The organism is Rhizobium sullae (assembly GCF_025200715.1).
In the GTDB taxonomy this organism is placed as follows: domain Bacteria; phylum Pseudomonadota; class Alphaproteobacteria; order Rhizobiales; family Rhizobiaceae; genus Rhizobium; species Rhizobium sullae.
Window position 1 is genome coordinate 2,707,501 of sequence record NZ_CP104143.1, and the last position, 21,803, is coordinate 2,729,303.

The 21,803-nt window shown below is 62.1% G+C and carries 18 protein-coding genes (1 of these 18 running past the window's edge); 15 read left to right on the forward strand and 3 right to left on the reverse strand.

Going from position 1 to position 21,803, the window contains the following annotated elements:
- The 15 genes from N2599_RS13730 to N2599_RS13800 form a co-directional block, all read left to right on the forward strand.
- On the forward strand, positions 1 to 346 hold the 3' portion of the coding sequence (locus N2599_RS13730; RefSeq protein WP_027513755.1) for a pseudouridine synthase. It extends 461 nt beyond the left edge of the window; 346 of the gene's 807 nt are visible here — the last part of the coding sequence; its start codon lies beyond the left edge, outside the window; it ends in the stop codon at positions 344 to 346.
- 14 nt (positions 347 to 360) lie between these two features.
- Positions 361 to 1,047, forward strand: coding sequence for a phosphoribosyltransferase (locus N2599_RS13735; RefSeq protein WP_027513756.1), 687 nt, complete (start codon positions 361 to 363; stop codon positions 1,045 to 1,047).
- Positions 1,048 to 1,149: 102 nt separating this feature from the next.
- On the forward strand, positions 1,150 to 2,895 hold the full coding sequence (locus tag N2599_RS13740) for an SLC13 family permease (RefSeq protein WP_027513757.1): 1,746 nt from the start codon (positions 1,150 to 1,152) through the stop codon (positions 2,893 to 2,895).
- A 74-nt stretch (positions 2,896 to 2,969) separates the two neighbouring features.
- A complete protein-coding gene (locus tag N2599_RS13745; RefSeq protein ID WP_027513758.1) occupies positions 2,970 to 3,914 on the forward strand; it encodes a phosphoribosylaminoimidazolesuccinocarboxamide synthase in 945 nt (314 codons plus the stop codon).
- 111 nt (positions 3,915 to 4,025) lie between these two features.
- A complete protein-coding gene (locus N2599_RS13750) occupies positions 4,026 to 4,628 on the forward strand; it encodes a TetR family transcriptional regulator (protein WP_027513759.1) in 603 nt (200 codons plus the stop codon).
- A gap of 156 nt (positions 4,629 to 4,784) precedes the next feature.
- Positions 4,785 to 6,005: an efflux RND transporter periplasmic adaptor subunit gene (locus N2599_RS13755; protein ID WP_027513760.1), complete on the forward strand. Its 1,221-nt coding sequence runs from the start codon at positions 4,785 to 4,787 to the stop codon at positions 6,003 to 6,005.
- Positions 6,006 to 6,052: 47 nt separating this feature from the next.
- A complete protein-coding gene (locus N2599_RS13760) occupies positions 6,053 to 9,157 on the forward strand; it encodes an efflux RND transporter permease subunit (protein WP_027513761.1) in 3,105 nt (1,034 codons plus the stop codon).
- 158 nt (positions 9,158 to 9,315) lie between these two features.
- Complete coding sequence (locus tag N2599_RS13765; protein WP_027513762.1) at positions 9,316 to 10,758, forward strand: efflux transporter outer membrane subunit; 1,443 nt, start codon at positions 9,316 to 9,318, stop codon at positions 10,756 to 10,758.
- A 164-nt stretch (positions 10,759 to 10,922) separates the two neighbouring features.
- Complete coding sequence (locus N2599_RS13770) at positions 10,923 to 11,972, forward strand: LacI family DNA-binding transcriptional regulator (protein ID WP_027508213.1); 1,050 nt, start codon at positions 10,923 to 10,925, stop codon at positions 11,970 to 11,972.
- A complete protein-coding gene (locus tag N2599_RS13775; protein WP_027508212.1) occupies positions 11,969 to 12,991 on the forward strand; it encodes an ABC transporter substrate-binding protein in 1,023 nt (340 codons plus the stop codon). The genes N2599_RS13770 and N2599_RS13775 overlap by 4 nt, the downstream gene beginning before the upstream one ends.
- A 75-nt stretch (positions 12,992 to 13,066) precedes the next feature.
- A complete protein-coding gene (locus N2599_RS13780; RefSeq protein ID WP_027508211.1) occupies positions 13,067 to 13,894 on the forward strand; it encodes an ABC transporter permease in 828 nt (275 codons plus the stop codon).
- On the forward strand, positions 13,891 to 14,670 hold the full coding sequence (locus tag N2599_RS13785; protein ID WP_027508210.1) for an ABC transporter permease: 780 nt from the start codon (positions 13,891 to 13,893) through the stop codon (positions 14,668 to 14,670). Before N2599_RS13780 ends, N2599_RS13785 begins: the two co-directional genes overlap by 4 nt.
- A complete protein-coding gene (locus N2599_RS13790) occupies positions 14,663 to 15,685 on the forward strand; it encodes an ABC transporter ATP-binding protein (protein ID WP_027508209.1) in 1,023 nt (340 codons plus the stop codon). Before N2599_RS13785 ends, N2599_RS13790 begins: the two co-directional genes overlap by 8 nt.
- Positions 15,686 to 15,690: 5 nt before the next feature.
- Positions 15,691 to 16,611, forward strand: a complete 921-nt coding sequence (locus N2599_RS13795) for a nucleoside hydrolase (RefSeq protein WP_027508208.1) — start codon at positions 15,691 to 15,693, stop codon at positions 16,609 to 16,611.
- Positions 16,608 to 18,395, forward strand: a complete 1,788-nt coding sequence (locus N2599_RS13800; protein ID WP_027508207.1) for an adenine deaminase — start codon at positions 16,608 to 16,610, stop codon at positions 18,393 to 18,395. The genes N2599_RS13795 and N2599_RS13800 overlap by 4 nt, the downstream gene beginning before the upstream one ends.
- Before the next feature lie 120 nt (positions 18,396 to 18,515).
- On the opposite strand, the gene N2599_RS13805 is transcribed toward N2599_RS13800, so the two are convergent.
- The 3 genes from N2599_RS13805 to N2599_RS13815 all read right to left on the reverse strand — a co-directional run bounded on the left by N2599_RS13805 (position 18,516) and on the right by N2599_RS13815 (position 21,747).
- Positions 18,516 to 19,685 (reverse strand): M20 aminoacylase family protein, encoded by a 1,170-nt coding sequence (locus N2599_RS13805; protein ID WP_027508206.1) that lies wholly within the window; start codon positions 19,683 to 19,685, stop codon positions 18,516 to 18,518.
- 85 nt (positions 19,686 to 19,770) lie between these two features.
- The gene (locus N2599_RS13810; RefSeq protein WP_027508205.1) at positions 19,771 to 21,276 is read right to left on the reverse strand and encodes a tripartite tricarboxylate transporter permease; all 1,506 of its coding nucleotides are present in this window, start codon (positions 21,274 to 21,276) and stop codon (positions 19,771 to 19,773) included.
- 9 nt (positions 21,277 to 21,285) lie between these two features.
- Positions 21,286 to 21,747, reverse strand: coding sequence for a tripartite tricarboxylate transporter TctB family protein (locus N2599_RS13815; protein WP_027508204.1), 462 nt, complete (start codon positions 21,745 to 21,747; stop codon positions 21,286 to 21,288).
- Positions 21,748 to 21,803 lie beyond the last annotated feature (56 nt).

The window sequence follows — 21,803 nt, forward strand, 5'->3', positions numbered from 1 at the left end:
CAAGACCTACCATGTACAGGTCGACCGCATCATGGATGCGGAATCGCTCGCCGAAATGACATACGGCATCCGGAACGACGGCGAAGTGCTGACGGCGACGGCGGCACGGCTCCTGCGGAGCGGCGATAGGAACTCCTGGATTGAGGTGGAACTCGACGAGGGCCGCAACCGGCAGATTCGCCGCATGCTCGAAGCCACGGGCGCCGAGTGCCTGCGGCTGGTGCGGGTTGCGATCGGCGGGCTTGATCTCGGAGAACTGCCGAAGGGCTCGGTCCGCACATTGACCGAGGCGGAACTGCGCGACCTGAAGCGGCGGGCGGGCATGGAAAGAACAGGGCGGAATTGATGCAGATGGATGACATCACGCCGCATGATTTCTGGCAGGAGCTCCATCCGCCGGGCAGCTTCCCGACGGATGGCGATTTCACCTCATTCTATGTTGCGGAACTGGAGGACGGCCGCCAGCTCCGTCTGCCGATCCGGGCGCTTGCCGACGGCGAACACGCGCTCGCCTCGCTCATCGTCAACCAGGCGAGCTTCGCCGTACTCGATGCGCTGGCCGGGCAACTGGCGGCAAAGATCGATCACTTCGACATCGACATCGTCGCGGGCCTGCCGACGCTCGGGTTGACCCTTGCTGCCGCCGTTGCGCAAAAGCTCGGACACGCGCGTTACGTGCCCTTCGGAACCTCCCGGAAATTCTGGTATCGCGACGACCTTTCGGTCTCCCTGTCGTCGATCACCACGCCGGAGCAGCAGAAGCGTCTTTATATAGACCCGCGTATGCTGCCGCTGCTTCAGGGCCGCCGTGTCGCGCTGATCGACGATGTCATCTCCAGCGGCAGCTCGATCGTCTCCGGTCTGCAACTGGTGGAGGCCTGCGGCATCGAGCCCGCCGTCATTGCCGCAGCGATGCTGCAATCCGGACGCTGGCGGGAGAAGCTTGCCGCTACAGGCGCCCAATGGCCCGATCGCACTGTCGGCGTCTTTGCGACGCCGTTGCTCGAAAGGACGGCAGAGGGCCGCTGGCGCGCGCCCACCGCCTGATCGTGCGCAACATGAGGATTGTTCGACCTTTCCTCGCGCCCTCCCTATACAGCCCCCATCGAATGGCTACATTCCGCTGACGGTTGAAACGCGAGCCCACACATGACGTTCGAGCAAGCATCCCTGCTGATCCTTCTCTCGGCGATGCTCATTCTGTTCTCGCTGGACCGTGTCCGCATCGAGGTCGTGGCGATCGGCGGCCTGCTTGCCGGATATGTGCTCGGGCTTTACCGCGCCGATCAGGTCTTCGCCGGTTTCGCAAGCCCCGTCGTCATCACAGTCATCGAGATTCTGTTGATTGTTCAGGTGCTCGCTCACGCCAAACTGTTCGATAGCCTCTCTGTGCGTTTTGCCGCCATCGGACTATCTGGCTTCGCGGTCATCGCCAGCCTTTCGGTGATCACCGGTTTCATCTCGATCTTCATGAACAACATCGGCGCCTTCGCGATCATGCTGCCCGTCGCGATCCGCATCGGCGCCGCCATGAATATCCCGCAGCGTCAGCTTATCATGCCGCTTTCCTTCGCAGCACTTCTCGGCGGCCTCATATCGCTAATCGGAACGCCGGCCAATCTGCTGGTCAGCGATGCATTGGCCAAGGCAACGGGCGCCGGCTTTCATTTCTTCGACTTTGCCTATGTAGGCCTCCCCGTCGCGATCGCTGGAATTCTGCTGATGGCCGCCTTCGTTCCGCTTCTGCTTCCGGAAGCGGACGGCCAGCCTGCCGATGCGCCGCCAGCCCGGCGGCGCATCGTGACGGAACGGCGCATTCCTGAGGGTTCGCCGCTTGCCGGCGTGCGGCTTCTCGATTGCCCCCGCCTCTTTGAAATCCAGCCGCACGCATTGATCCGCAGCGGCCAGTTCGTCTTCGGTCCGCTCGATCAGTCGACCATCGCGGCAGGCGATACCTTGCTTGCCGAAGGCGCCGACACGGTCTTTGCCGATCTGGCAGCCTCGGCGGCGCTCGTTCCGGAAATCGATGTGAATGGATTGCAGCCGGATTTCACCCGGATTGAAGCCGTTGTCATGCCGGAGAGCACGCTGGTGGGCTCGCGCATCCGCTCACTGGAGGTCTTCAAAAGCCGGAACGTCGCGGTTGCCGCACTCTCCATGCGGTCGCCACGGATTGAGGGCCGCTTCGAGGATCTGCAGCTCTCGATCGGCGATATCCTTGTGCTCGAAGGCCCGGCCGAGGCGGTTGCCGAAGCGCTTGAAGAATGCGAGTGCCTGCCGCTCGCCTCCCAGCCCGCAGGCGAGGCGATGTCGAATGCTTGGCTGCCCTTCGTGATCTTTGCTGCTGGAGTGATGCTTTCCGCTGCCGGTCCCGCCCGCCCGGAGATCGCATTTGCGGCTGTCGTGCTCGCTCTTGCGCTGATGGGCTATCTCAACATCCGTCAGGCCATGGCGGACATTAACTGGCCGATCGTCATCATGCTGGCCGCGATGATCCCGATCGGCTCGGCCGTCGCGACGACGGGCACGGCCGAGATGATCGCCGACTGGCTGAGCCTATTCGTGCCGATATCGATGCCGCTTGCCGGGATCGCACTCCTGCTTTTCATCGCCATGGCACTCACTCCTTTCGTCAACAACGCGACGGTGGCGATCGTGCTCAGCCCCGTGGCGCTGGAATTCGCGGAGGTGGCGCATCATGCCCCGGCGGCGTATCTGATTGCTGTTGCCGCCGGCGCATCGCTCGATTTCCTGACGCCCTTCGGCCACCACAACAATACGCTGGCGATGAGCATCGGCAGCTACCGCGTTTCAGACTTCCTGCGCGCCGGCAGTCCCCTGGCTGTTGCTTCCTATCTTCTCACCGTTCTTCTTGTTGCCCTGATCTGGCTTTGAACGCCATTTGCTTGACATCCCCCGGAATGAAACTAGAGCAAGGATGAACCCGAGCGATAAAGGACCGCCCTGCAGTGCGAATTCTCTCCGAAGCCCATTTCCCCGAACTGCCGAACTATTACCGCGGCAAGGTGCGCGAGAATTACGACCTTCCGGATGGCAGCCGCATCATCATCAGCACCGACCGCCTCAGCGCTTTCGACCGAATCCTGACCTGTGTCCCTTATAAGGGCCAGGTACTGACGCAGACGGCGCGCTACTGGTTTGAGGCGACGAAGGATATCTGCCCGAACCATGTCATCGCTTATCCGGACCCGAATGTCGTCATCGGCAAGCGGCTCGACATCCTGCCCGTCGAGGTCGTCGTGCGCGGTTATCTCGCCGGCACCACCGGCACGTCGATCCTCACTCTTTATAAGAAGGGCGAGCGCGAAATGTACGGCATGCGCCTGCCGGACGGTATGCGTGACAACCAGCGCCTGCCCGAGCCGGTAATCACTCCCACCAGCAAGGAATTCGACGGCGGCCATGACGAGCCGCTGACGCCTGGCGAGATCGTCAGCCGCGGGCTGCTGACGGTGGAACAGTGGGAAATGCTTTCCAGATACGCGCTGGCGCTTTTCGCCCGCGGCCAGGAAATGGCTGCGAAGCGCGGCCTCATCCTTGTCGACACCAAATACGAATTCGGAACGGACAAGGACGGCAATATCATCCTCGCCGACGAAATCCACACGCCGGACAGCAGCCGCTACTGGCTCGCGGACAGCTTTCAGCAGTCCTTCGAAGCGGGCACGCGCCCTGCAAGCTTCGACAAGGATTTCGTCCGCGCCTGGGTCGCCGAACGTTGCGACCCCTATAAAGATGAGATCCCCGAGATCCCGGTCGAACTGATTGAGCAGACCTCGAAGGTTTACATCAAGGCCTATGAGGCGATTACCGCCCGGTCTTTCGTGCCGGATGACAGCGGCGAAACCCCGGTTGCCCGTGTCCGGCGCAACCTTGCGCGCTATTTCCCTTAAAAGTCCGGGACGAACCGCCCGAAAGCAGCCTCTACGCTTGCGGGTTTTCGCCTGAAGGCGCTAACATCGGCAAATAAGAGGTGCCGGCCGGAAAGGCCAGCGGGGGAACGAATGGCACGAAGGCCGCGGCGCAAGGCCGAGGAAACGCGGGAAGACATTCTGTCGATGGCCGAATTGCTGTTCCGCCAGCGCGGTTTCGTCGCCGTATCGATCGCCGACATCGCCTCCTCCCTCGGCATGTCGCCGGCAAATGTCTTCAAGCATTTTCATTCGAAAGTGGCGCTCGTCGATGCCATCGCCGAGCGGCATCTCGGCAGCGCTACCGAGCGCTTCGGCTCTTTCGACCGAAATCTGCCGCCGAAAGAGCAACTGCTGCGTTTCGTGCTTCGGCTTCTCGACAGCCACCTTAAGGACATTCAGGAAAACCCCTACATCTTCGAAATGGTGCTGACGACAGTTCAGGCGAAGCTTGAAGCGGGTAATCGCTACCGCGAGCGAATCGAGCAGAAACTCCAAGAAATCATCCGCGACGGGGTTAGCTCAGGCCGTTATAAATGTGCTGATCCCCGTCGCGCCGCCCATACCGTTGCCGATGTCCTTGCATCGGTGCTGCACCCCGTGCTGATCGCCCGTGACGATAAGGATGCACTCGTACGCAGGGCTGAGGAGATCGTCTGTTTTGTGGATACTGCACTGCAAAATAGCGCTTGCTAAGTGACGATCATTGAATTACGTCACTTCGGAAATCTTTTCTTAAGTTCGGATCGAAGGGTATTTGAATCCCGGTAATCACGCTCCTTATATGGGGGCAGCGCTCCTCGATGGAGCCGATGATCCGATCCGCAAATGCCAACCGCAAGGGACTTCAGCATGATACGGCGTGGCTTCATCATTTCTTCAGCTTTGTTGCTGGGCGCATTACTCACGGCCTGCAGCGACAACGGCAACAACCAGGCCGGCGGCACCGGTGCGCCTGGAGCGGCGGCACAGCAGGCAGCCCCCGTCGGCGTCTTGGCGCTGGAGAAGGACACTTTCCCGGTCACGACGATCCTTCCGGGTCGGGCCGAGGCCTATCAGACGGCTGATATCCGCCCGCAGGTCAGTGGTATCATTCGCGAAATCGCCTTCAGGGAAGGTAGCGAAGTCAAGAAAGGCGACCTTCTCTACCAGATCGAAGACGCGCCTTATGTTGCAGCCGTCGAACAGGCCAGGGCGGCAATCGCCAAGGCCGAAGCCAGCGTGCCGAGCGCGCAGAGCAATTTCGACCGCTACCAGCGTCTCGTCGGCAGCGGCGCAACGCAGATCGAATTCGAAACGGCAAAGACCACTCTTCTCCAGGCGCATGCCGAGGTTGAATCGGCCAAGGCCGCCCTTGCCGCTGCGCAGATCGATCTCGACCACACGAAGATCATGGCCCCGTTCGACGGCGTCATCGACCAGACGATCTATAACGTGGGTAACGTCGTTGCCGCCAACCAGACGACGGCGCTGACGACGATCCGCCAGCTTGACCCGATCTACGTTTCGCTGACGGAATCGAGCACCAATCTCCTCAGGCTGCGCGATGCCATGGCATCCGGCACAGTTCGGGACGGAGGCGGAAATGTCGCCTTCCGGCTCATCCTGGAAAACGGCAAGGAATACGCCCAAACGGGCAAGCTGGATATGTCGAAGCAGATCGTCAGCGAGACGACCGGCACCTTCATCATCCGCGTGCTCTTCCCAAATCCGGATCTCGTCATTCTGCCGGGCATGTACGTCCGCGCAACCGTCGAACTCGGCGCCGAAGTCGGCTATGCCCTGCCGCAACTCGCCACCAGCCGTGACGCAACCGGACGCCTGACGGCGCAGTTCATCTCCGCTGACGGCAAGGTCGAGACCCGTGTCTTCGAAAACGCCTCGCCCTCCAATAATTCCTGGCTTGTGACCGACGGCGTGAAGGATGGCGATCAGCTGATCATAAGCGGTCTGCAGTCGATTGCGCCCGGCATGCCGGTCACGCCCGTCCCGATGAAGATCAATGAAAACGGTGTGGTCGTGGCTGCCGAGCAGGCAGCGGCCGGTGACGCCCAGAAGCCGGCCGCGCAGTAAGGCGCGCCCGCCTCGAACGTTGACCCAAGCCGCACAGGAATAATTTGATGGCCAAGTTTTTCATCCGACGCCCGATTTTTGCCTGGGTTATTGCGATCACCATCATGCTCGCGGGCTTGCTCGGCATCTTTACGCTGTCGATCTCGCAATATCCGGACATCGCGCCCACCACGGTGCGCATCAACGCCACCTATCGCGGTGCGAGTGCCGAAACCGTCGAGAAATCGGTGACGACGATCATCGAAGACGGTATGACCGGCCTCGACGATCTCACATACATGACGTCGACCTCGTCGACCGGTTCGGCCAGCATCTCGCTGACTTTCGGAACAAGCGCCGACCCGGACATCGCGCAGGTTCAGGTTCAGAACAAGCTGCAGCTCGTTCAATCGCAGCTTCCCGACGACGTCATCGATGCCGGCATCAGCGTCACGCGCTCGACGTCCAGTATCCTGCTGGTCGGTTCGCTGGTTTCGACCGATGGAAAGCGGAATTCCGTCGATCTCGGCAACATCCTGTCGAATCAGATCGAAGATCAGATCCAGCGCCTCGAAGGCGTGGGCAGCATCAATATCTTCGGTTCAGGCTACGCCATGCGCGTCTGGCTCGATCCCTTCAAGCTGCAGAAGTACCAGCTGACGCCGAGCGACGTGACCTCCGCCATCGAGGCGCAGAACACGCAGGTCTCTGTCGGCTCCCTCGGCGCGCAGCCGCTCGTCGAAGGCCAGCAGCTGAACGTGACGATCACGGCGCAGAGCCAGCTGACGACGGTCGCAGATTTCGAGCGGATCATTCTGAAAGTGGAAAAGGACGGCTCCACCGTCCGCCTCAGCGACGTCTCGCGCGTCGAAATCGGCCAGGAAAGCTACGGCGGTTCATCGCGCTACAACGGCCAGCCGTCGAGCGGCTTCGCCGTCAATCTCGCGATAGGCGCCAACGCCATTGACACCGCAGAGCGCGTTCGTTCGGCGCTCGACACGATCGGCCGCGGCCTACCGGAAGGCGTCGAGATCACCTATCCTTACGACACGACGCCCTTCGTTGAACTGTCTATCGAGAAGGTCGTCCACACCCTCATCGAAGCGATCGTTCTCGTCTTCGTGGTTCTTCTTGTCTTCCTGCAGAACCTGCGCGCGACGCTGATCCCGACCATCGCCGTGCCGGTGGTCCTGCTTGGTACCTTCGGCATTCTTGCGGCAACGGGATACTCAATCAACACTCTGACCATGTTCGCCATGGTTCTTGCGATCGGCCTTCTCGTCGACGACGCTATCGTCGTTGTCGAGAACGTCGAGCGCATCATGTCGGAGGAAAAGCTGTCGCCGCTTGAGGCGACCGAGAAGTCGATGGGCGAAATCACCGGCGCCATCGTCGGCATCGCGCTGGTTCTGACCGCCGTCTTCATTCCGATGGCCTTTTTCGGCGGCTCCACCGGCATCATCTACCGTCAGTTCTCGGTCACCATCGTTTCGGCCATGCTGCTTTCGGCCCTCGTCGCCGTCGTGCTGACGCCGGCGCTCTGCGCGAGCATGCTGAAACCCGTCGGCGAACACAAGAAACACCGCATCGGCGACTGGTTCAACCGCAACTTCACGCGGTCGACCAACGGCTATGTCCGCACTATCGGCTATCTGCTGAAGCGTCCGATCCGGGTCATGCTGGTGTTCCTGCTTGTCGGCGCCGGTTGTGCCTATCTCTTCACGCGCCTGCCGAGCTCGTTCCTGCCGCAGGAAGACCAGGGCGTTCTGCTGACGATCGTCACTACACCACCCGGCTCGACCACGCAGCAAACGCAGGCGGTCGTAGAGAAGGTCGAGAGATACTATCGCGAAAACGAGAAGGACGCCGTCGAATCGGTCTTTGGCGCCCTCGGCTTCGGCTTCAACGGCTCCGGCCAGAACAGCGCGATCGTCTTCACCAAGCTCAAGGATTTTTCACTTCGTAGCGATCCCAATCAGCACGCGCAGGCGATCGTGACGCGCGCTCTGAAGACCTTCTTCACCTTCCGCGAAGCACAGGTCTTTGCGCTGCTGCCGCCGGCGATCCAGGGTCTCGGTGTATCCAGCGGCTTCTCGATGTATCTCGTCGACACCGGCGGACACGGCACGGCTGCACTCGACACCGCCTCCAAGCAGCTGATCCAGATGGCCAATGCCAGCGGCAGGGTGGTTGCTCTCCGCAGCAACAACAAGGAGGTCGAGCCGCAGATGAAGATCGTCATCGATCAGGAGAAGATTGGTGCCATGGGCGTCGATATCTCCGCGGTCAATGCGATGCTTTCCGTTATCTTTACCGGCCGCGACGTCAACGACTTCACGCTGAACGGCGAGATCAAGCCGGTCTACGTGCAGGGCGACGCGCCCTTCCGGATGCAGCCGACCGATCTCGACCACTGGTACGCCCGCAACAGTTCGGGTGAAATGGTACCTTTCTCCGCCTTCACGACGACGGAATGGGTCAAGGGTGCGCCGACGCTTGCCCGCTTCAACGCGGTGAGCGCAATCCCGCTCGAAGGCGCTTCGGCGCCGGGTGTCAGCTCCGGTGATGCGATGGACGAGATGGAGACCCTGACGGCGCAGCTCGGCGGCGGCTACACGGTCGCCTGGCAGGGCATTTCCTATCAGGAACGGCTCTCGGGCTCGCAGGCGCCTATGCTCTACGCCATCTCCGTGCTCGTCGTGTTCCTCTGCCTCGCAGCGCTCTATGAAAGCTGGTCGATCCCCTTCTCGGTCATCATGGCGGTGCCTGTCGGCGTACTCGGCGCGCTGACCGCCGCGACCCTCTTCGGGCAGGCGAACGACGTCTACTTCAAGGTCGGTCTTCTGACGACGATAGGTCTGGCGGCAAAGAACGCGATTCTGATCGTCGAATTCGCCAAGGACCGGATGGAGACCGGAATGGGCCTCTTCGAGGCGACGCTGGAGGCGGCAAGGCTGCGTTTGCGTCCGATCATCATGACCTCGCTTGCCTTCATTCTGGGCGTCGTGCCTCTTGCCGTCGCAACTGGCGCGGGTTCCGCAGCCCAGAACGCTATCGGCATCGGTGTCCTCGGCGGCATGCTCGCGGCGACTGCGCTCGGGATTTTCTTCGTGCCGTCCTTCTTCGTCGTCATCCGCCGCCTCTTCTCCCGCCGCCGGAAAATTGGGGCGTGAGTGTGATAAAAATGCACTGCCAGAATGAAAGACTCGTTGATACATTGCCCGCGGACTGCTTCGGCATGGTGTACCTCGTTGGGACGAAGCGTGGCCGACGGCAAAGCATGATGCTTTTGGCAAGAATTGAGACTTGGTCGAGTTACAGGAAGAAATGAATGGTATCTCTTCGTTTTGCCACACCGGCACTTTTGCTTTTGCTTGCAGGCTGCGTGAGTGGCCCGGATCACACGCCGCCTGAGATGCCTTTGCCGGCAAAGTTCGGCGAGGGCGGGAAGAAGGAGATCGGCGATGTTGCGACGGTGGCCTGGTGGTCGGCCTATCGCGACAAGCAGCTCGACAGCCTGGTGGCGCGCGGCATCGACCAGAACCTCGACGTGCTGCAGGCGATGGAGCGCATCAATTCGGCGTCCTCCAATGTGACGGTTGCCGGCGCCGGCTCGCTGCCGAGCCTGGTGGTCGGCGCCTCGCACACGGTGTCGGGCCAGATGGGCTCGGAGCGCACCCGGGTGGGCGCCACCAACACCACCGGCGGCGACGCCAACGTCTCCTGGCTGCTCGACCTCTTCGGCCAGTACCGCCGCTCCAAGGAAAGCGCGCTTGCCTCGCTCGATTCGGCCTATGCCAGCGCCGACGTCGCGCGGCTGGCCTTCCTGCAGGACCTCGTCTCGACCTATATCGACGCCCGCTTCTTCCAGGAGCGCATCGCGCTGTCGAAGGCCAACCTGCAATCGCGCCGGGAGACCTATGACCTCACCAAGTTCCAGCTGGAAGCCGGGGCAGCCTCCAGGCTCGACGTCGTCCAGGCCGAGGGCCTGGTGCAGTCGACGCAGGCCGAAATCCCTAATCTCGAAACCAACTTCCGCGTCTCGGCGCATCACATCGCCACGCTGCTCGGTCTGCCGGCGTCGGCGCTGATGGCCGAGCTGCAGAAGGGTGCTTCCCAGCCGATCTACCGTGCCGGCATCATCTCCGGCATTCCGGCCGACCTGATCCGCAACCGTCCCGACATCCGCGTGGCCGAGCGCAATCTGGCGGCGGCGACCGCCAATATCGGCGTCGCCCAATCGCAGCTTTATCCGTCGATCTCGCTCTCCGGCGCGATCTCGCCGACCTGGGTCAACCCGGCCGGCGGCAGCGGCGGCGGCCTGACCACCTGGTCGTTCGGCCCGACGCTCAGCCTGCCGATCTTCGACGGCGGCCGCCTGCGCGCCAATGTCGACATCGCCAAGTCGGACGCCAAAACCGCCTATCTCGCCTGGAAGGCGGCAGTGCTCAACGCCGTCGAGGAGGTGGAGAACGCGCTGTCGGCGGTACGCCGCGACGCCCAGACGGTGGAAGCGCTGCGCGCCCAGGTCAAGACGACGCAGGAATCGCTGGAACTGTCGACGGCGAGCTACAAGGACGGCGCCTCCTCGCTGCTCGACGTGCTCGACGCCCAGCGCCAGGTGTCGCTCGCCCAGGCAAGTCTTGCCGCTTCGGTGCAGCAGATGGCCAAGGACTACGTCTCGCTCAACGTCGCCATCGGCGGCGGCTATGCCCCGGGCGGCAAGGTCAACGCCGTCTCCGCCGCTGTGGCAAAGGGACCCACAAAGAGCTGAGCAAGCCATTTCTACGAGTGACAAAAAGCCCCGCAATGCGGGGCTTTTTTATTGCTTCTCGAAAATTCCCGTGTGCAACCGCGCCATCCCATAAAATGGATTCGACAAGTCACCACGCCTCAGGTAGGTATGATTAAACGATTAATCAAAGCACTATGAAAACCATGGCTCAGTTGCGCCCGGCACCAAACCTCAGCAGGATTGCCACGTCGCTTGGCGTGTCGGTCGCAACGGTGTCGAACGCGCTTTCCGGCAAGGGGCGCGTCTCGGAACAGCTAGCCGGAAAGATCAGGGAACATGCCGCGGAACTTGGATATGTTCCAAGCCAGGCAGGGCGGGCGCTTCGCACCGGCCGAAGCGGCGTGCTCGGTCTCGTTCTTCCGGATATCGCAAACCCCCTCTTTCCCAAGATTGCGCAGGCAATCGAATTTGCAGCCGCTTCTGCCGGTTACGGCGTGCTGATCGCCGATTCGCGCGGCAATGTCTCGGCGCAGACGGAGGCGATCAACCGGCTGGTCGAGCGCGGCGTCGACGGCATGGTCATCGTGCCCCGCCGCGCAACGCGCATATCCGCGGCAAGCTGTCCTGTGGCCGTCATCGACACGCCATCAACCCCCGGCAATACGGTTGCCGCCGATCACTGGCAGGGCGGCCAGCTGATCGCCGCCCACCTTGCCGATCTCGGCCATAAGCGGATCCTCATCATCGGCAACAATCCGGAATCAAACGTGCAGAACGACCGGTCGGGCGGCATCCGTTCGGGCCTTCGCCCGGGCATGAGCGCCGAAACGCTCTGGATCGAAAAGCTCGAGCACCGTGCCGGCAGTGGCTGTCCTCTCGGCCTGGCAAAAAAAGTCGAGGAGGGGTTCACCGCCTTTGCCGCCTTGTCCGATCTTCAGGCGCTGCGAGCACTCACGGAGCTGCAGCGCGACGGCATCGATGTGCCTGCCGAGGCCAGCGTCACCGGTTTCGACGACCTCATCTGGTCTCCGGTGATAACACCCGCGCTCACCACGGTAAAAATGGACATGGACCTAATCGCCGCGATCGCCGTTTCGGCTTTGCTCGACAGCATAAAAACAAACAGCACCCGGGAGGGCGCACTCGTAACCGCGGAGAATGACCGCGTGCCCATGCAACTGATTGCCCGCCAATCATCCGGGCCGGTGAGCCCCGGCTCAAGAAAACCTGCAGATGGAGAACTCCTGACATGAAGACATCCCTCATCGCATCGGCAGCGCTGCTCGCGCTTGTCCCGTTCGGCGTCATGGCGCAGGAGCGGACGCTTACCGTTTCCGTCTATGCCTTTGCGCAGGACGACTTCAAGACGCTGGTCTACGACCCCTTCGAGCAGCAATGCGGCTGCAAGCTCGTCGTCGAGACGGGCAACAGCGTCGAGCGCCTGGCCAAGCTGGAGGCGAACAAGACAAACCCGGTCGTCGATATGGCGGTCGTCTCCATGGCAGACGCGCTTTCGGCCTCCCGCAAGGGATTGATCGACAAGATCGACACTGCCAAGCTCACCAATTTCGACAAGCTCTATGATCTCGCCAAGGACCCGAACAGCGACGGCATGAGCGTCGGCTATACATTTTACGCCACGTCGATCGCCTACCGCTCGGACAAGATGAAGATCGAGTCCTGGGCCGATCTTCTGAAGCCGGAATATGTCGGCCACGTCGCCTTCCCGAACGTGACCACCAATCAGGGACCGCCGGCGCTCTACATGCTCGGCCTGGCGCTCGGCAAGGACACGGCCGACCTCAAGGGTCCGATCGAAGCTGTCGGCGAGAAGAAGGACGATATCGTCACCTTCTACGAAAAATCCTCGCAGCTTGTACAGCTGATGCAGCAAGAGGAAATCTGGGCAGCCCCGATCGGCCGTTTCTCCTGGGCGGGATTCACCAAGCTCGACGTTCCGGTCGCCTGGGCAACGCCGAAGGAAGGCCAGACGGGTGGCATGAACGTAATGGTCGTCACCAAGGGCGCGAAAAACCAGGATCTGGCGTTACAGTTCATGGATTTCTGGCTCTCGACCGACATCCAGACGAAACTTGCCGAAAAGCTGATCGATAGCCCGGCCAACAAGGACGTGAAGGTTTCCGAAGCCGCCGCAAACAACCTCACTTATGGCGAGGACACCGCCAAGAGCCTCAAGCTCATTCCGTCCGCCGCAGCGCTCGACAATCGAGACGCGTGGCTCAAAGAGTGGAACGCCAAGGTCGGCCAGTAACGCGCTCGTGACATCTGGTCCCGGTCTACCGGGACCATTCTCCCGCTGTCTCCCGCCAATTCCGAAAGACGCATCATGTTTCAGAACCGAGCAGAAGCTCTGGCGCTCGCCCTGCCCGCAGCAGTCTTTGCCGCCATGGTCTTTCTGCTGCCCGTTGCCATCCTGCTTTCGGAAGGTTTTCGGCTGGAAGGCGCCTGGACGCTTTCCGCCTATGGCGACTTCTTTTCCGGCACGCTGAACCGCACCGTCTTCATCCGCACCTTCAAGCTTGGTCTAGAGGTGACGGCAGTCTCCGCGGTCATCGGCTATGCCGCGGCTTTCGTCATCGTCAACCTGCCGCCCAAAGGCAAGGGACGGATGATCGGCCTCATCACCCTGCCGCTGATGATTTCCCCCGTTGCCCGTACCTATGCCTGGATCGTCATCCTCGGCCGCACCGGTATCGTCAACAAGGTCGTGACCGGCATGGGTTTCAGCGGCGAACCATTGCGCCTACTCTTCACCGAGACCGCCGTCTTCATCGGCCTGCTGCAACTCTTCCTGCCGTTGATGATCCTGTCGCTGGTCAGCGCGCTTGAAAACATGCCGAAGGATGCGATCCCGGCGGCCCGCGTGCTCGGTGCCAACTGGTTCCAGGTCTTCTGGAAGGTCATCTTGCCGCTAACCCGTGAAGGCCTCGTCGTTGGCGGAACCCTCGTCTTCACCGGCTCGCTCACCGCCTACATCACGCCCGCCGTGCTCGGCGGTTCCAAGGTGCTGATGCTCGAGACGCTGCTCTACCAGCAGGTCTCGGTCGCCAACAACTTCGTTTCGGCAAGCGTCATCGCCTTCATGCTGATCGTTATGAGCTTTGCCGCCAACATCCTGCTGAAGCGCCTGGCAACCGCGAGGAACAAGCGATGACCGCTCGCCTTTTCCCGCCGATCGTGCTTTTCCTCGTGCTCACATTCCTGATTGGGCCGTTCCTGATCATCATCGCCGCGTCGCTTTCGGCCGGGGATACACTCTCCTTTCCACCGCAGGGCCTTTCGCTTCGCTGGGTGTTCAAGGTCTTCACCATTGAGAGCTTCCGCGACAGCTTTTCGATGTCGATGTTGCTCGCCGTCTTCGGAACGCTCGCCGCCCTCGTGCTCGGCATTCCCGCGGCCTACGCTCTGTCGCGCTATTCGCTGCCCTTCGGTGAAACGGTCCGAACCGTCGTCTCCCTACCGATTATCGTACCGGGCATCATCGTCGGCCTTGCCATGCTGCGTTATCTCGTCGTGCCTTTCGGCTTCAACATCACGCTGGCGCTCTTCTTCGCTCACACGGCGCTCGTCCTGCCCTATGCCGTGCGCGTCGTCTCCGCGAGCCTTGATAATCTGCGCTCCGACATCGAGGAGGCCGCCGTATTGCTCGGCTCCTCGCGTCTTGGCGCTTTCTTCCGCGTCGTGATGCCGAATATCCGCGGCGGCATCCTAGCTGCCTTCATCCTCGGCTTCGTCACCAGCTTTAACCAGGTGCCAGTCTCGCTTTTTTTGTCCGGCCCCGGCGTCCGCACCCTGCCGATCGACATGCTGGGTTACATGGAAACCACCTACGATCCGTCAATTGCAGCACTCTCCTCGCTGCTCGCCTTCCTTTCCATCGGCATCGTCTTCCTCGCCGAACGCTTCCTGGGATTCTCTCGCTATGTATGATGCCTATCTTCGACTAGAAAAGCTGACGCTGGCCTACGGCAATACCATCGCGGTGAAGGACCTTGACCTCTCGGTCGGCAAAGGCGAACTCGTCGCCTTGCTCGGCCCGTCGGGCTGCGGCAAGACAACGACGATGCGCTCCATTGCAGGTCTGCTCACGCCTGCCTCCGGTCGCATCAATCTCGATGGCGTCGACATCACCCACGTTTCGGCCAACAAGCGCGCCGTCGGCCTCGTCTTCCAGTCCTATGCCCTCTTCCCGCATCTGACGGTGTATGAGAACGTCGCGTTTGGCCTGCGCTTGAAGGGCATCGGCGGCAAGGATCTCGATGCGAAGGTCAGCGCCGGCATCAAGTCTGTCGGCCTTGCCAAGTTCGCCGATCGCAAGCCTGCAGAACTCTCCGGCGGCCAGCAGCAGCGTGTGGCGCTTGCCCGTTCCATGGTCATGGAGCCGAAGGTGCTGCTGCTCGACGAGCCGCTCTCCAACCTCGACGCCCGCCTGCGTCTGGAAATGCGCGCCGAACTGCAGCGCGTGCAGAGGGAAACCGGCGTCACCATGATCTTCGTCACCCACGACCAGGTGGAGGCCTTGGCACTTGCGGACCGCATCGTGGTCATGCTGAACGGCGGCGTCGAGCAAATCGGCACGCCGGAGGAAATCTACAACAAGCCGGTCTCCGCCTTCGTCGCCGATTTCGTCGGCTTCGAGAATGTCTTCAAGCTGGAAAACGGCAGGCTTGTCACACCGAACGATGCCATTGAACTCCCCGCTTCTGCCCCACAGGCAGCAGGGCTCGCCTGGCGGCCGAGCGCGGTCGCCCTTGGTTCCGGTCCTTTCCAGGGCACCGTGCGCGGCACCTCCTTTGCCGGCGGCACGCGTGAATATCTGCTGGATACGCCGCTCGGGCCAATCAAGGCCGAAGTGGATGCCAGCTGGCCACCTCACGAAATGGGCGCAGCACTTTCCTTCGACCTGCCGCTTGCAGCGGCGGCAACCCTCTCGCGTTTCGGGTGACGATCATGGGTGTTTGGATCGATACTGACATAGGTTTTGACGACATCGCCGCCATTCTGGTGGTCGGTCAGTCCGAACTCAAGATCGACGGCGTCTCGCTCGTCTTCGGCAATACGCCGCTGCCGCAGGTGCAGGCGAATGCCGCAGGCGCCGCGCAAGCCTTCGGCTGGACGTTCCCCATCCATACCGGCCGCGCTCAGCCCGTTCTTGGAAAGCTCGAAACTGCACAGGCAATCCTCGGCGATATCGGTATACCCACCATTGGCAAAGGCCTGCCGTACGCCCCGGCACTTCCGCAAAGCGACGCCTTCACCGCGCTCTGCCGCTGGCTTGAGGCTGACGGTCCGCGGCGCATACTGGCCCTTGGCCCGCTGACGAATATCGCGGCCGTAGCACTCGCACGTCCGGATCTTGCCGCCCGCATCACCGAACTCACCTGGATGGGCGGCGGCGTCACCGCTGGCAATCATACGGCCTCGGCGGAATTCAACGCCTTTGCCGATCCCGAAGCACTCGCGATCGTCATTGCCCACAGCCTGCCGCTGCGGATGGTCGATCTCGACCTCTGCCGAAAGGTGCTCGCCGAGCCGGAATACGTCCAGCCTGTACGTGCCGCCGGTGGCGCCAACGCCGACTTGCTCGCCGACATGCTTGCCGGTTACATCCGCATTGGCACCAGCCGCGGCCGCCCGGCCATGGCGATTTATGATCCGTGTGCCGCCGTCGCCTTCGTGGCACCGGATGCGGTGAGCTTCCGCGCTGCCCGCATCGATGTCGAGCTGGCAGGGTCTTTGACCCGCGGCCGCACGGTCGTCGAAACGCGCGCCACGCATGCCACGTTCAACACCCAGTTCGCTGCTAATATCGATGCCGATAGGGCGCGCACCATCATCCTCGCAGCCCTGGTCAATGAGGCCCGCAAATGAACGCTGAACTTGGCCGGGAACCCGCAGATATCAATGATCCTTCGCTGCGCGCCCGCGCCGTTGCGGCCGCGAGGGGTGCGGCTCCATTCGACGTGCTGATCGCCGGCGGCAAACTGCTCGACGTCGTCACCAGCCGCTTCCGCGATGCGGACATCGGCCTCGTCGGTGCGCTGATCGCCAGCGTGCATGCGCCGGGCAGCCGCACCGACGCGACCGAAATCATCGATGCCAGTGGCACGTTCGTTACACCCGGCCTGATCGATACGCATATGCATATCGAAAGCTCGATGGTAACGCCCGCCGAATATACCGCGGCGGTCCTGCCGCGCGGTGTGGCGACGATCCTTTGGGATCCGCACGAATTCGCCAACGTGCAAGGCCTTGACGGCGTACGTTGGGCGATCGAGGCGTCCCGCGCTCTGCCGCTGCGCATGATCCTGCTCGCACCATCTTGCGTGCCTTCGGTGCCCGATCTGGAAATGGCAGGCGCCGACTTTGATGCTCCGGTGATTGCCGGGATGCTGCGCTCGCCGGCGCTCGGCGGCGTCGCCGAAGTCATGAACATGCGCGGCGTCATCGATGGCGATCCGCGCATGAGCGCAATTGTCAATGCCGGCCTCGCCTCCGGAAAGCTCGTCTGCGGCCATGCCCGGGGCCTGGAAGGCGCCGACCTCAACGCCTTCATGGCGGCCGGCATCACCTCCGATCACGAGCTGACCTCCGGCGCCGACCTTCTTTCCAAGCTCGCCGCCGGGATGACGATCGAGCTTCGCGGTTCGCATGATCATCTCCTGGAGGAATTCGTCGAAGCGCTGAACGGCATCGGCCACATGCCACCGACGGTGACGCTCTGCACCGACGATGTCTTCCCGGATGAGCTCGAAAGGGATGGCGGCCTGGATGACGTCATCCGCCGTCTGGTGCGCTACGGTCTGAAGCCGGAATGGGCGCTTTGTGCCGCGACCTTCAATGCCGCCCAGCGGCTGAAGCGCACGGACCTCGGGCTGATCGCCGCCGGGCGCCGCGCGGATATCGTCCTCTTCGAAGACCTGCAGGATTTCAAGGCTCGCACGGTCATTGCCAACGGCCGCGTGATGGCACAGAACGGCAGGCTCACTACGCCGGTCCATTCGCTCGACGCGACGCCGCTCGTCAATTCTGTGAAACTCTCACCGCTGAGCGAAGACGATTTCAAAATGCCGTCGAAAGGCCACCGCGTCCGCGTCGCCACGATCGACCAACCGCGCTTCACGCAATGGGGCGAGGCCGAAGCCGAGGTGAAAGACGGCTTCGTCGTGCCGCCGACGGGCAGCACCATGATCGCGGTCGCCCATCGCCATGGCAAGGCGGATGGCCGCCCGCGTATTGGGTTCCTGACGGGCTGGGGTGAATGGCGGGGCGCTTTCTGCACCACGGTCTCGCACGACAGCCACAACCTCACCGTTTTTGGCGGCAATACGCAGGATATGGCGGCTGCCGCTAACGCCGTCATCGCCGCCGGCGGCGGCATGGCCGTCGCCAGGGATGGCCAGATCGAAGCAGTGCTCCCCCTGCCGCTTTCCGGCCTCGTCACCGAAATTTCGCTGGAGGACACCGCCTCCGCCTTCCGCAACATCCGCAAGGCAATGGAAAAGATCGTCGACTGGCAGCCACCCTACCTCGTCTTCAAGGCCTGCTTCGGCGCAACGCTCGCCTGCAACGCCGGTCCGCATCAGACGGATCGGGGGATTGCAGATGTTTTGACCGGGAAGCTGCTCGAGGGACCGGTGTTGGAAGTTTTGTAGCTGACGCGGGAGTTGCCGCTCCCCCTCATCCAGCCCTTTGGGCCGACCAGGGTCGGGCCAACGGTCTCGATCTGTCCTTCAGACCCCGCTGGGGAGAAGAAAGGGCTACCGCAAAACTGTCTACGCCACCAGTTCCTGCTCCACCAGCTTCACCCAATAAGCCGCACCATACCCAAGCGCATCATCGTTGAAGTCATAAGCGGTATTGTGGTGCAGAGCGCCATCAATGGCAGGCCCGTTTCCGAGCCACACGTAACAGCCCGGCGCATTCTGTTCGAAGAAGGCGAAGTCGTCCCCAGCCGTCGAAGGCGGAAAGCTGGTGCGCACCTTCTCTCCAAACACCGCCCGTGCGGCAGCCACCGCCCGCTGCGTCGCGTCGGCATCGTTGACGACCGGCGGAATGCGCCGCTCGAATTGATAGTCAGCGGCAATGCCGTACATCACCGCCGTACCCTCAGCGAGGCGGCCGATCTCCTGCTCAAGTTGGTCGCGCACGTTGGCGGAATAGGCCCGCGCGGTCCCGCCGATCTCGACCACGTCCGGGATCACGTTGAGCGCCTTCGGGTCACCCGCCTGCAGTGAACATGCGCTGACGACGGCTGGCTGCAGCGGGTCGACGACACGGCCGACGATCGTCTGCAGCGAGGCAAGGAATGTGCCTGCTGCGGTAATCGGGTCGCGTCCAAGATGTGGCTTTGCGCCGTGCGTGCCCGTCCCGCGAAAGGTGATGCGCCAGCTATCCGAAGAGGCAAGCTGCGGCCCTTCGACCACCGCAATCTCATCGACGGCAAGCCCCGGCAGGTTGTGCAGACCGTAGACGGCATCGCAAGGGAAGAGTTCGAAAAGCCCCTCTTCCACCATCCGCCTTGCACCACCTCTGCCTTCCTCTGCCGGCTGGAAAATGAAATGCACGGTGCCCGAAAAGCCCGTGCTCGCTGCCAGATGACGCGCCGCGCCGAGCAGCATCGCGGTATGTCCATCATGTCCGCAGGCATGCATCTTGCCGGGCATGGTCGATCTGTACGGTCGCTCGGCGATCTCCGGCATCGCGAGCGCATCCATATCCGCGCGAAGGCCGATCACTCGCGTGCCGTTTCCCACTTGCAGTGTGCCAACGACCCCCGTGCCGCCAAGCCCGCGATGCACCTTGATGCCCGCTTCCTCCAGCAGCTTCGCCACGATGCCACTCGTGCGCTCCTCCTCGAAGCCGAGCTCCGGATGGGCATGCAGATCGCGGCGCAGCGATGTGAGAAAGGCCAGATCGTCCTTGATCCGTGCGGGGATGTTCATGGGCCTGGATGTCCTGTCATGCGAAACGGGCGCCAAAACGGCGCCCGCGTCGGGTTATCCTTTGTTCAACAAAGAGCGGCGAACTTCAACCCTCCTCGACGAAGACCTCTTCGCGCTTCTTCTTCACGCTCGGCAGGAAGACGACGATGAGGACTGCCGCGGCGATCGCAAGAAGGACCGCGCTAATCGGCCGCGAAACGAAGGTCATCGGATCGCCCCGCGAAAGGATCATCGCCCGCCGCAGGTTTTCTTCGAGCAGCGGACCCAGCACGAAACCGAGCAGCAACGGCGCCGGCTCGCATCTGAGCTTGGCGAGGAGGTAGCCGATGAACCCGAAGAAGGCGACGGCATAGAGGTCGTAGACGTTGGAATTGACGCTGTAGACCCCGATCGAGCAGAAGGCCATGATGATCGGGAAGAGCACGTAGTAAGGCACCGTCAAGAGCTTCACCCAGAGCCCGATCAGCGGGAGGTTGAGGACGACGAGCATCAGATTGCCGATCCACATCGAGGCGATGATGCCCCAGAAGAGCGCCGGCTGCTCGGTCGCGACGTTCGGTCCCGGCACGATCCCCTGAATGATCATCGCACCAATCATCAGCGCCATCACCGGATTGGCCGGGATGCCGAGTGTGAGAAGCGGAATGAACGAGGTCTGCGCGCCGGCATTGTTGGCCGACTCTGGGCCTGCGACGCCGGCAACTGCACCCTGGCCGAATTCCTTCGGCTTGTCCGAGATCCGCTTTTCGACCGTATAGGAGGCAAAGGACGCGAGGATCGCGCCGCCGCCTGGCAGGATGCCGAGAGCCGAGCCGATCGCTGTGCCACGAAGCACTGGCGCGATCATCTCCTTGAATTCTTCGCGTGAAGGCAGCAGGCTGGAGACCTTTGCTATCAGAACCGTTCGGCTCTTCTCCCCTTCCAGGTTGCGCAGAATTTCGGCGATGCCGAAGACACCGACAGCAAGTGCCACGAAATTCAAGCCGTCCGCATATTCGCGGATGCCGAGCGTGAAGCGTGGTGTGCCGGTATAGATATCCGTGCCAACGAGGCCCAGCAGCAGCCCGAGCACCACCATCGCCAGTGCCTTGATGACAGAACCGTGGGCGAGCGCGATCGACGACACCAGGCCGACAACCATCAGCGAGAAATATTCCGCAGCGCCGAAGCGCAAGGCGATATCGGTCAGCGGCGGCGCGAAGATCGCGACAAGGAAGGTCGAAACCGTGCCGGCGAAGAAGGAACCGAGTGCTGCGATCGCAAGCGCCGCCCCCGCCCTGCCGCGCCGCGCCATCTGGTAGCCGTCGATGGCGGTCACCGCGGAGGAGGATTCGCCTGGCATGTTGATCAGGATCGCCGTCGTCGAACCGCCATACTGTGCGCCATAATAAATGCCGGCGAGCATGATGAGCGAAGACACCGGCTCAAGCTGGAAAGTGATCGGCAGAAGCATGGCGATCGTCGCCGTGGCGCCGATGCCGGGCAGCACGCCGATCAGCGTACCGAGCAGAACGCCAATCAGACAGAAAAGAAGATTGGCCGGCGTTGCCGCCGTCGCGAAACCGAGTGCCAGATTGCTGAAAAGTTCCATCGCGGCCTCCTAGAACCGGACCCAGGGGCCAAAACGCTCGAACGGCAATCCGAGACCGTAACTGAAAACACCGACGGAAAAGGCCGTCAGCAGAGCCGAGAGCAAAATCGCGCGGAGCACCGTCATCCGATGCGAGGCGAAGCAGGCAATGAAAGCGGTCAGGAAGATCGAAGGCACGAATCCCAGCCCCCGGACCGTCAGCCCGAAAAAGATCGGCGCAGGCAGGATGAACAGCATGCCGCGCCAGGCAAGCGGCCCCATCGGCTCGCCCTGCGCGCGGATCGCTTGAACAAAGACGGCCGCGCCGAGAATGATCAGCACCGCTGAAAGCAGCAGCGGGAAGTAGCCCGGGCCCATGCGGAGCGTCGTCCCCAAATCGAGACTGTAGGATTGGATCGCAAAAAATGCGCCCGTCGCGACGAGTAGTGCGCCGCAGATGACATTGGTGGCATCGAAACTAACCGATTTCATGGTGTCTCCGTAGGTTGGAGATGGTTTCCCTCAGCGCAAGTGGTTCTCACTCATCC

Excerpts from the sequence above, each read along its gene's own strand:
- N2599_RS13740 (WP_027513757.1), top strand. The coding sequence starts at position 1,150 with ATGACGTTCGAGCAAGCATCCCTGCTGATCCTTCTCTCGGCGATGCTC.
- N2599_RS13810 (WP_027508205.1), bottom strand. The coding sequence starts at position 21,276 with ATGGAACTTTTCAGCAATCTGGCACTCGGTTTCGCGACGGCGGCAACG.
- N2599_RS13795 (WP_027508208.1), top strand. The coding sequence starts at position 15,691 with ATGGGTGTTTGGATCGATACTGACATAGGTTTTGACGACATCGCCGCC.
- N2599_RS13815 (WP_027508204.1), bottom strand. The coding sequence starts at position 21,747 with ATGAAATCGGTTAGTTTCGATGCCACCAATGTCATCTGCGGCGCACTA.
- N2599_RS13790 (WP_027508209.1), top strand. The coding sequence starts at position 14,663 with ATGTATGATGCCTATCTTCGACTAGAAAAGCTGACGCTGGCCTACGGC.
- N2599_RS13775 (WP_027508212.1), top strand. The coding sequence starts at position 11,969 with ATGAAGACATCCCTCATCGCATCGGCAGCGCTGCTCGCGCTTGTCCCG.
- N2599_RS13750 (WP_027513759.1), top strand. The coding sequence starts at position 4,026 with ATGGCACGAAGGCCGCGGCGCAAGGCCGAGGAAACGCGGGAAGACATT.
- N2599_RS13770 (WP_027508213.1), top strand. The coding sequence starts at position 10,923 with ATGGCTCAGTTGCGCCCGGCACCAAACCTCAGCAGGATTGCCACGTCG.
- N2599_RS13805 (WP_027508206.1), bottom strand. The coding sequence starts at position 19,685 with ATGAACATCCCCGCACGGATCAAGGACGATCTGGCCTTTCTCACATCG.
- N2599_RS13765 (WP_027513762.1), top strand. The coding sequence starts at position 9,316 with ATGGTATCTCTTCGTTTTGCCACACCGGCACTTTTGCTTTTGCTTGCA.
- N2599_RS13760 (WP_027513761.1), top strand. The coding sequence starts at position 6,053 with ATGGCCAAGTTTTTCATCCGACGCCCGATTTTTGCCTGGGTTATTGCG.
- N2599_RS13755 (WP_027513760.1), top strand. The coding sequence starts at position 4,785 with ATGATACGGCGTGGCTTCATCATTTCTTCAGCTTTGTTGCTGGGCGCA.
- N2599_RS13785 (WP_027508210.1), top strand. The coding sequence starts at position 13,891 with ATGACCGCTCGCCTTTTCCCGCCGATCGTGCTTTTCCTCGTGCTCACA.
- N2599_RS13780 (WP_027508211.1), top strand. The coding sequence starts at position 13,067 with ATGTTTCAGAACCGAGCAGAAGCTCTGGCGCTCGCCCTGCCCGCAGCA.
- N2599_RS13800 (WP_027508207.1), top strand. The coding sequence starts at position 16,608 with ATGAACGCTGAACTTGGCCGGGAACCCGCAGATATCAATGATCCTTCG.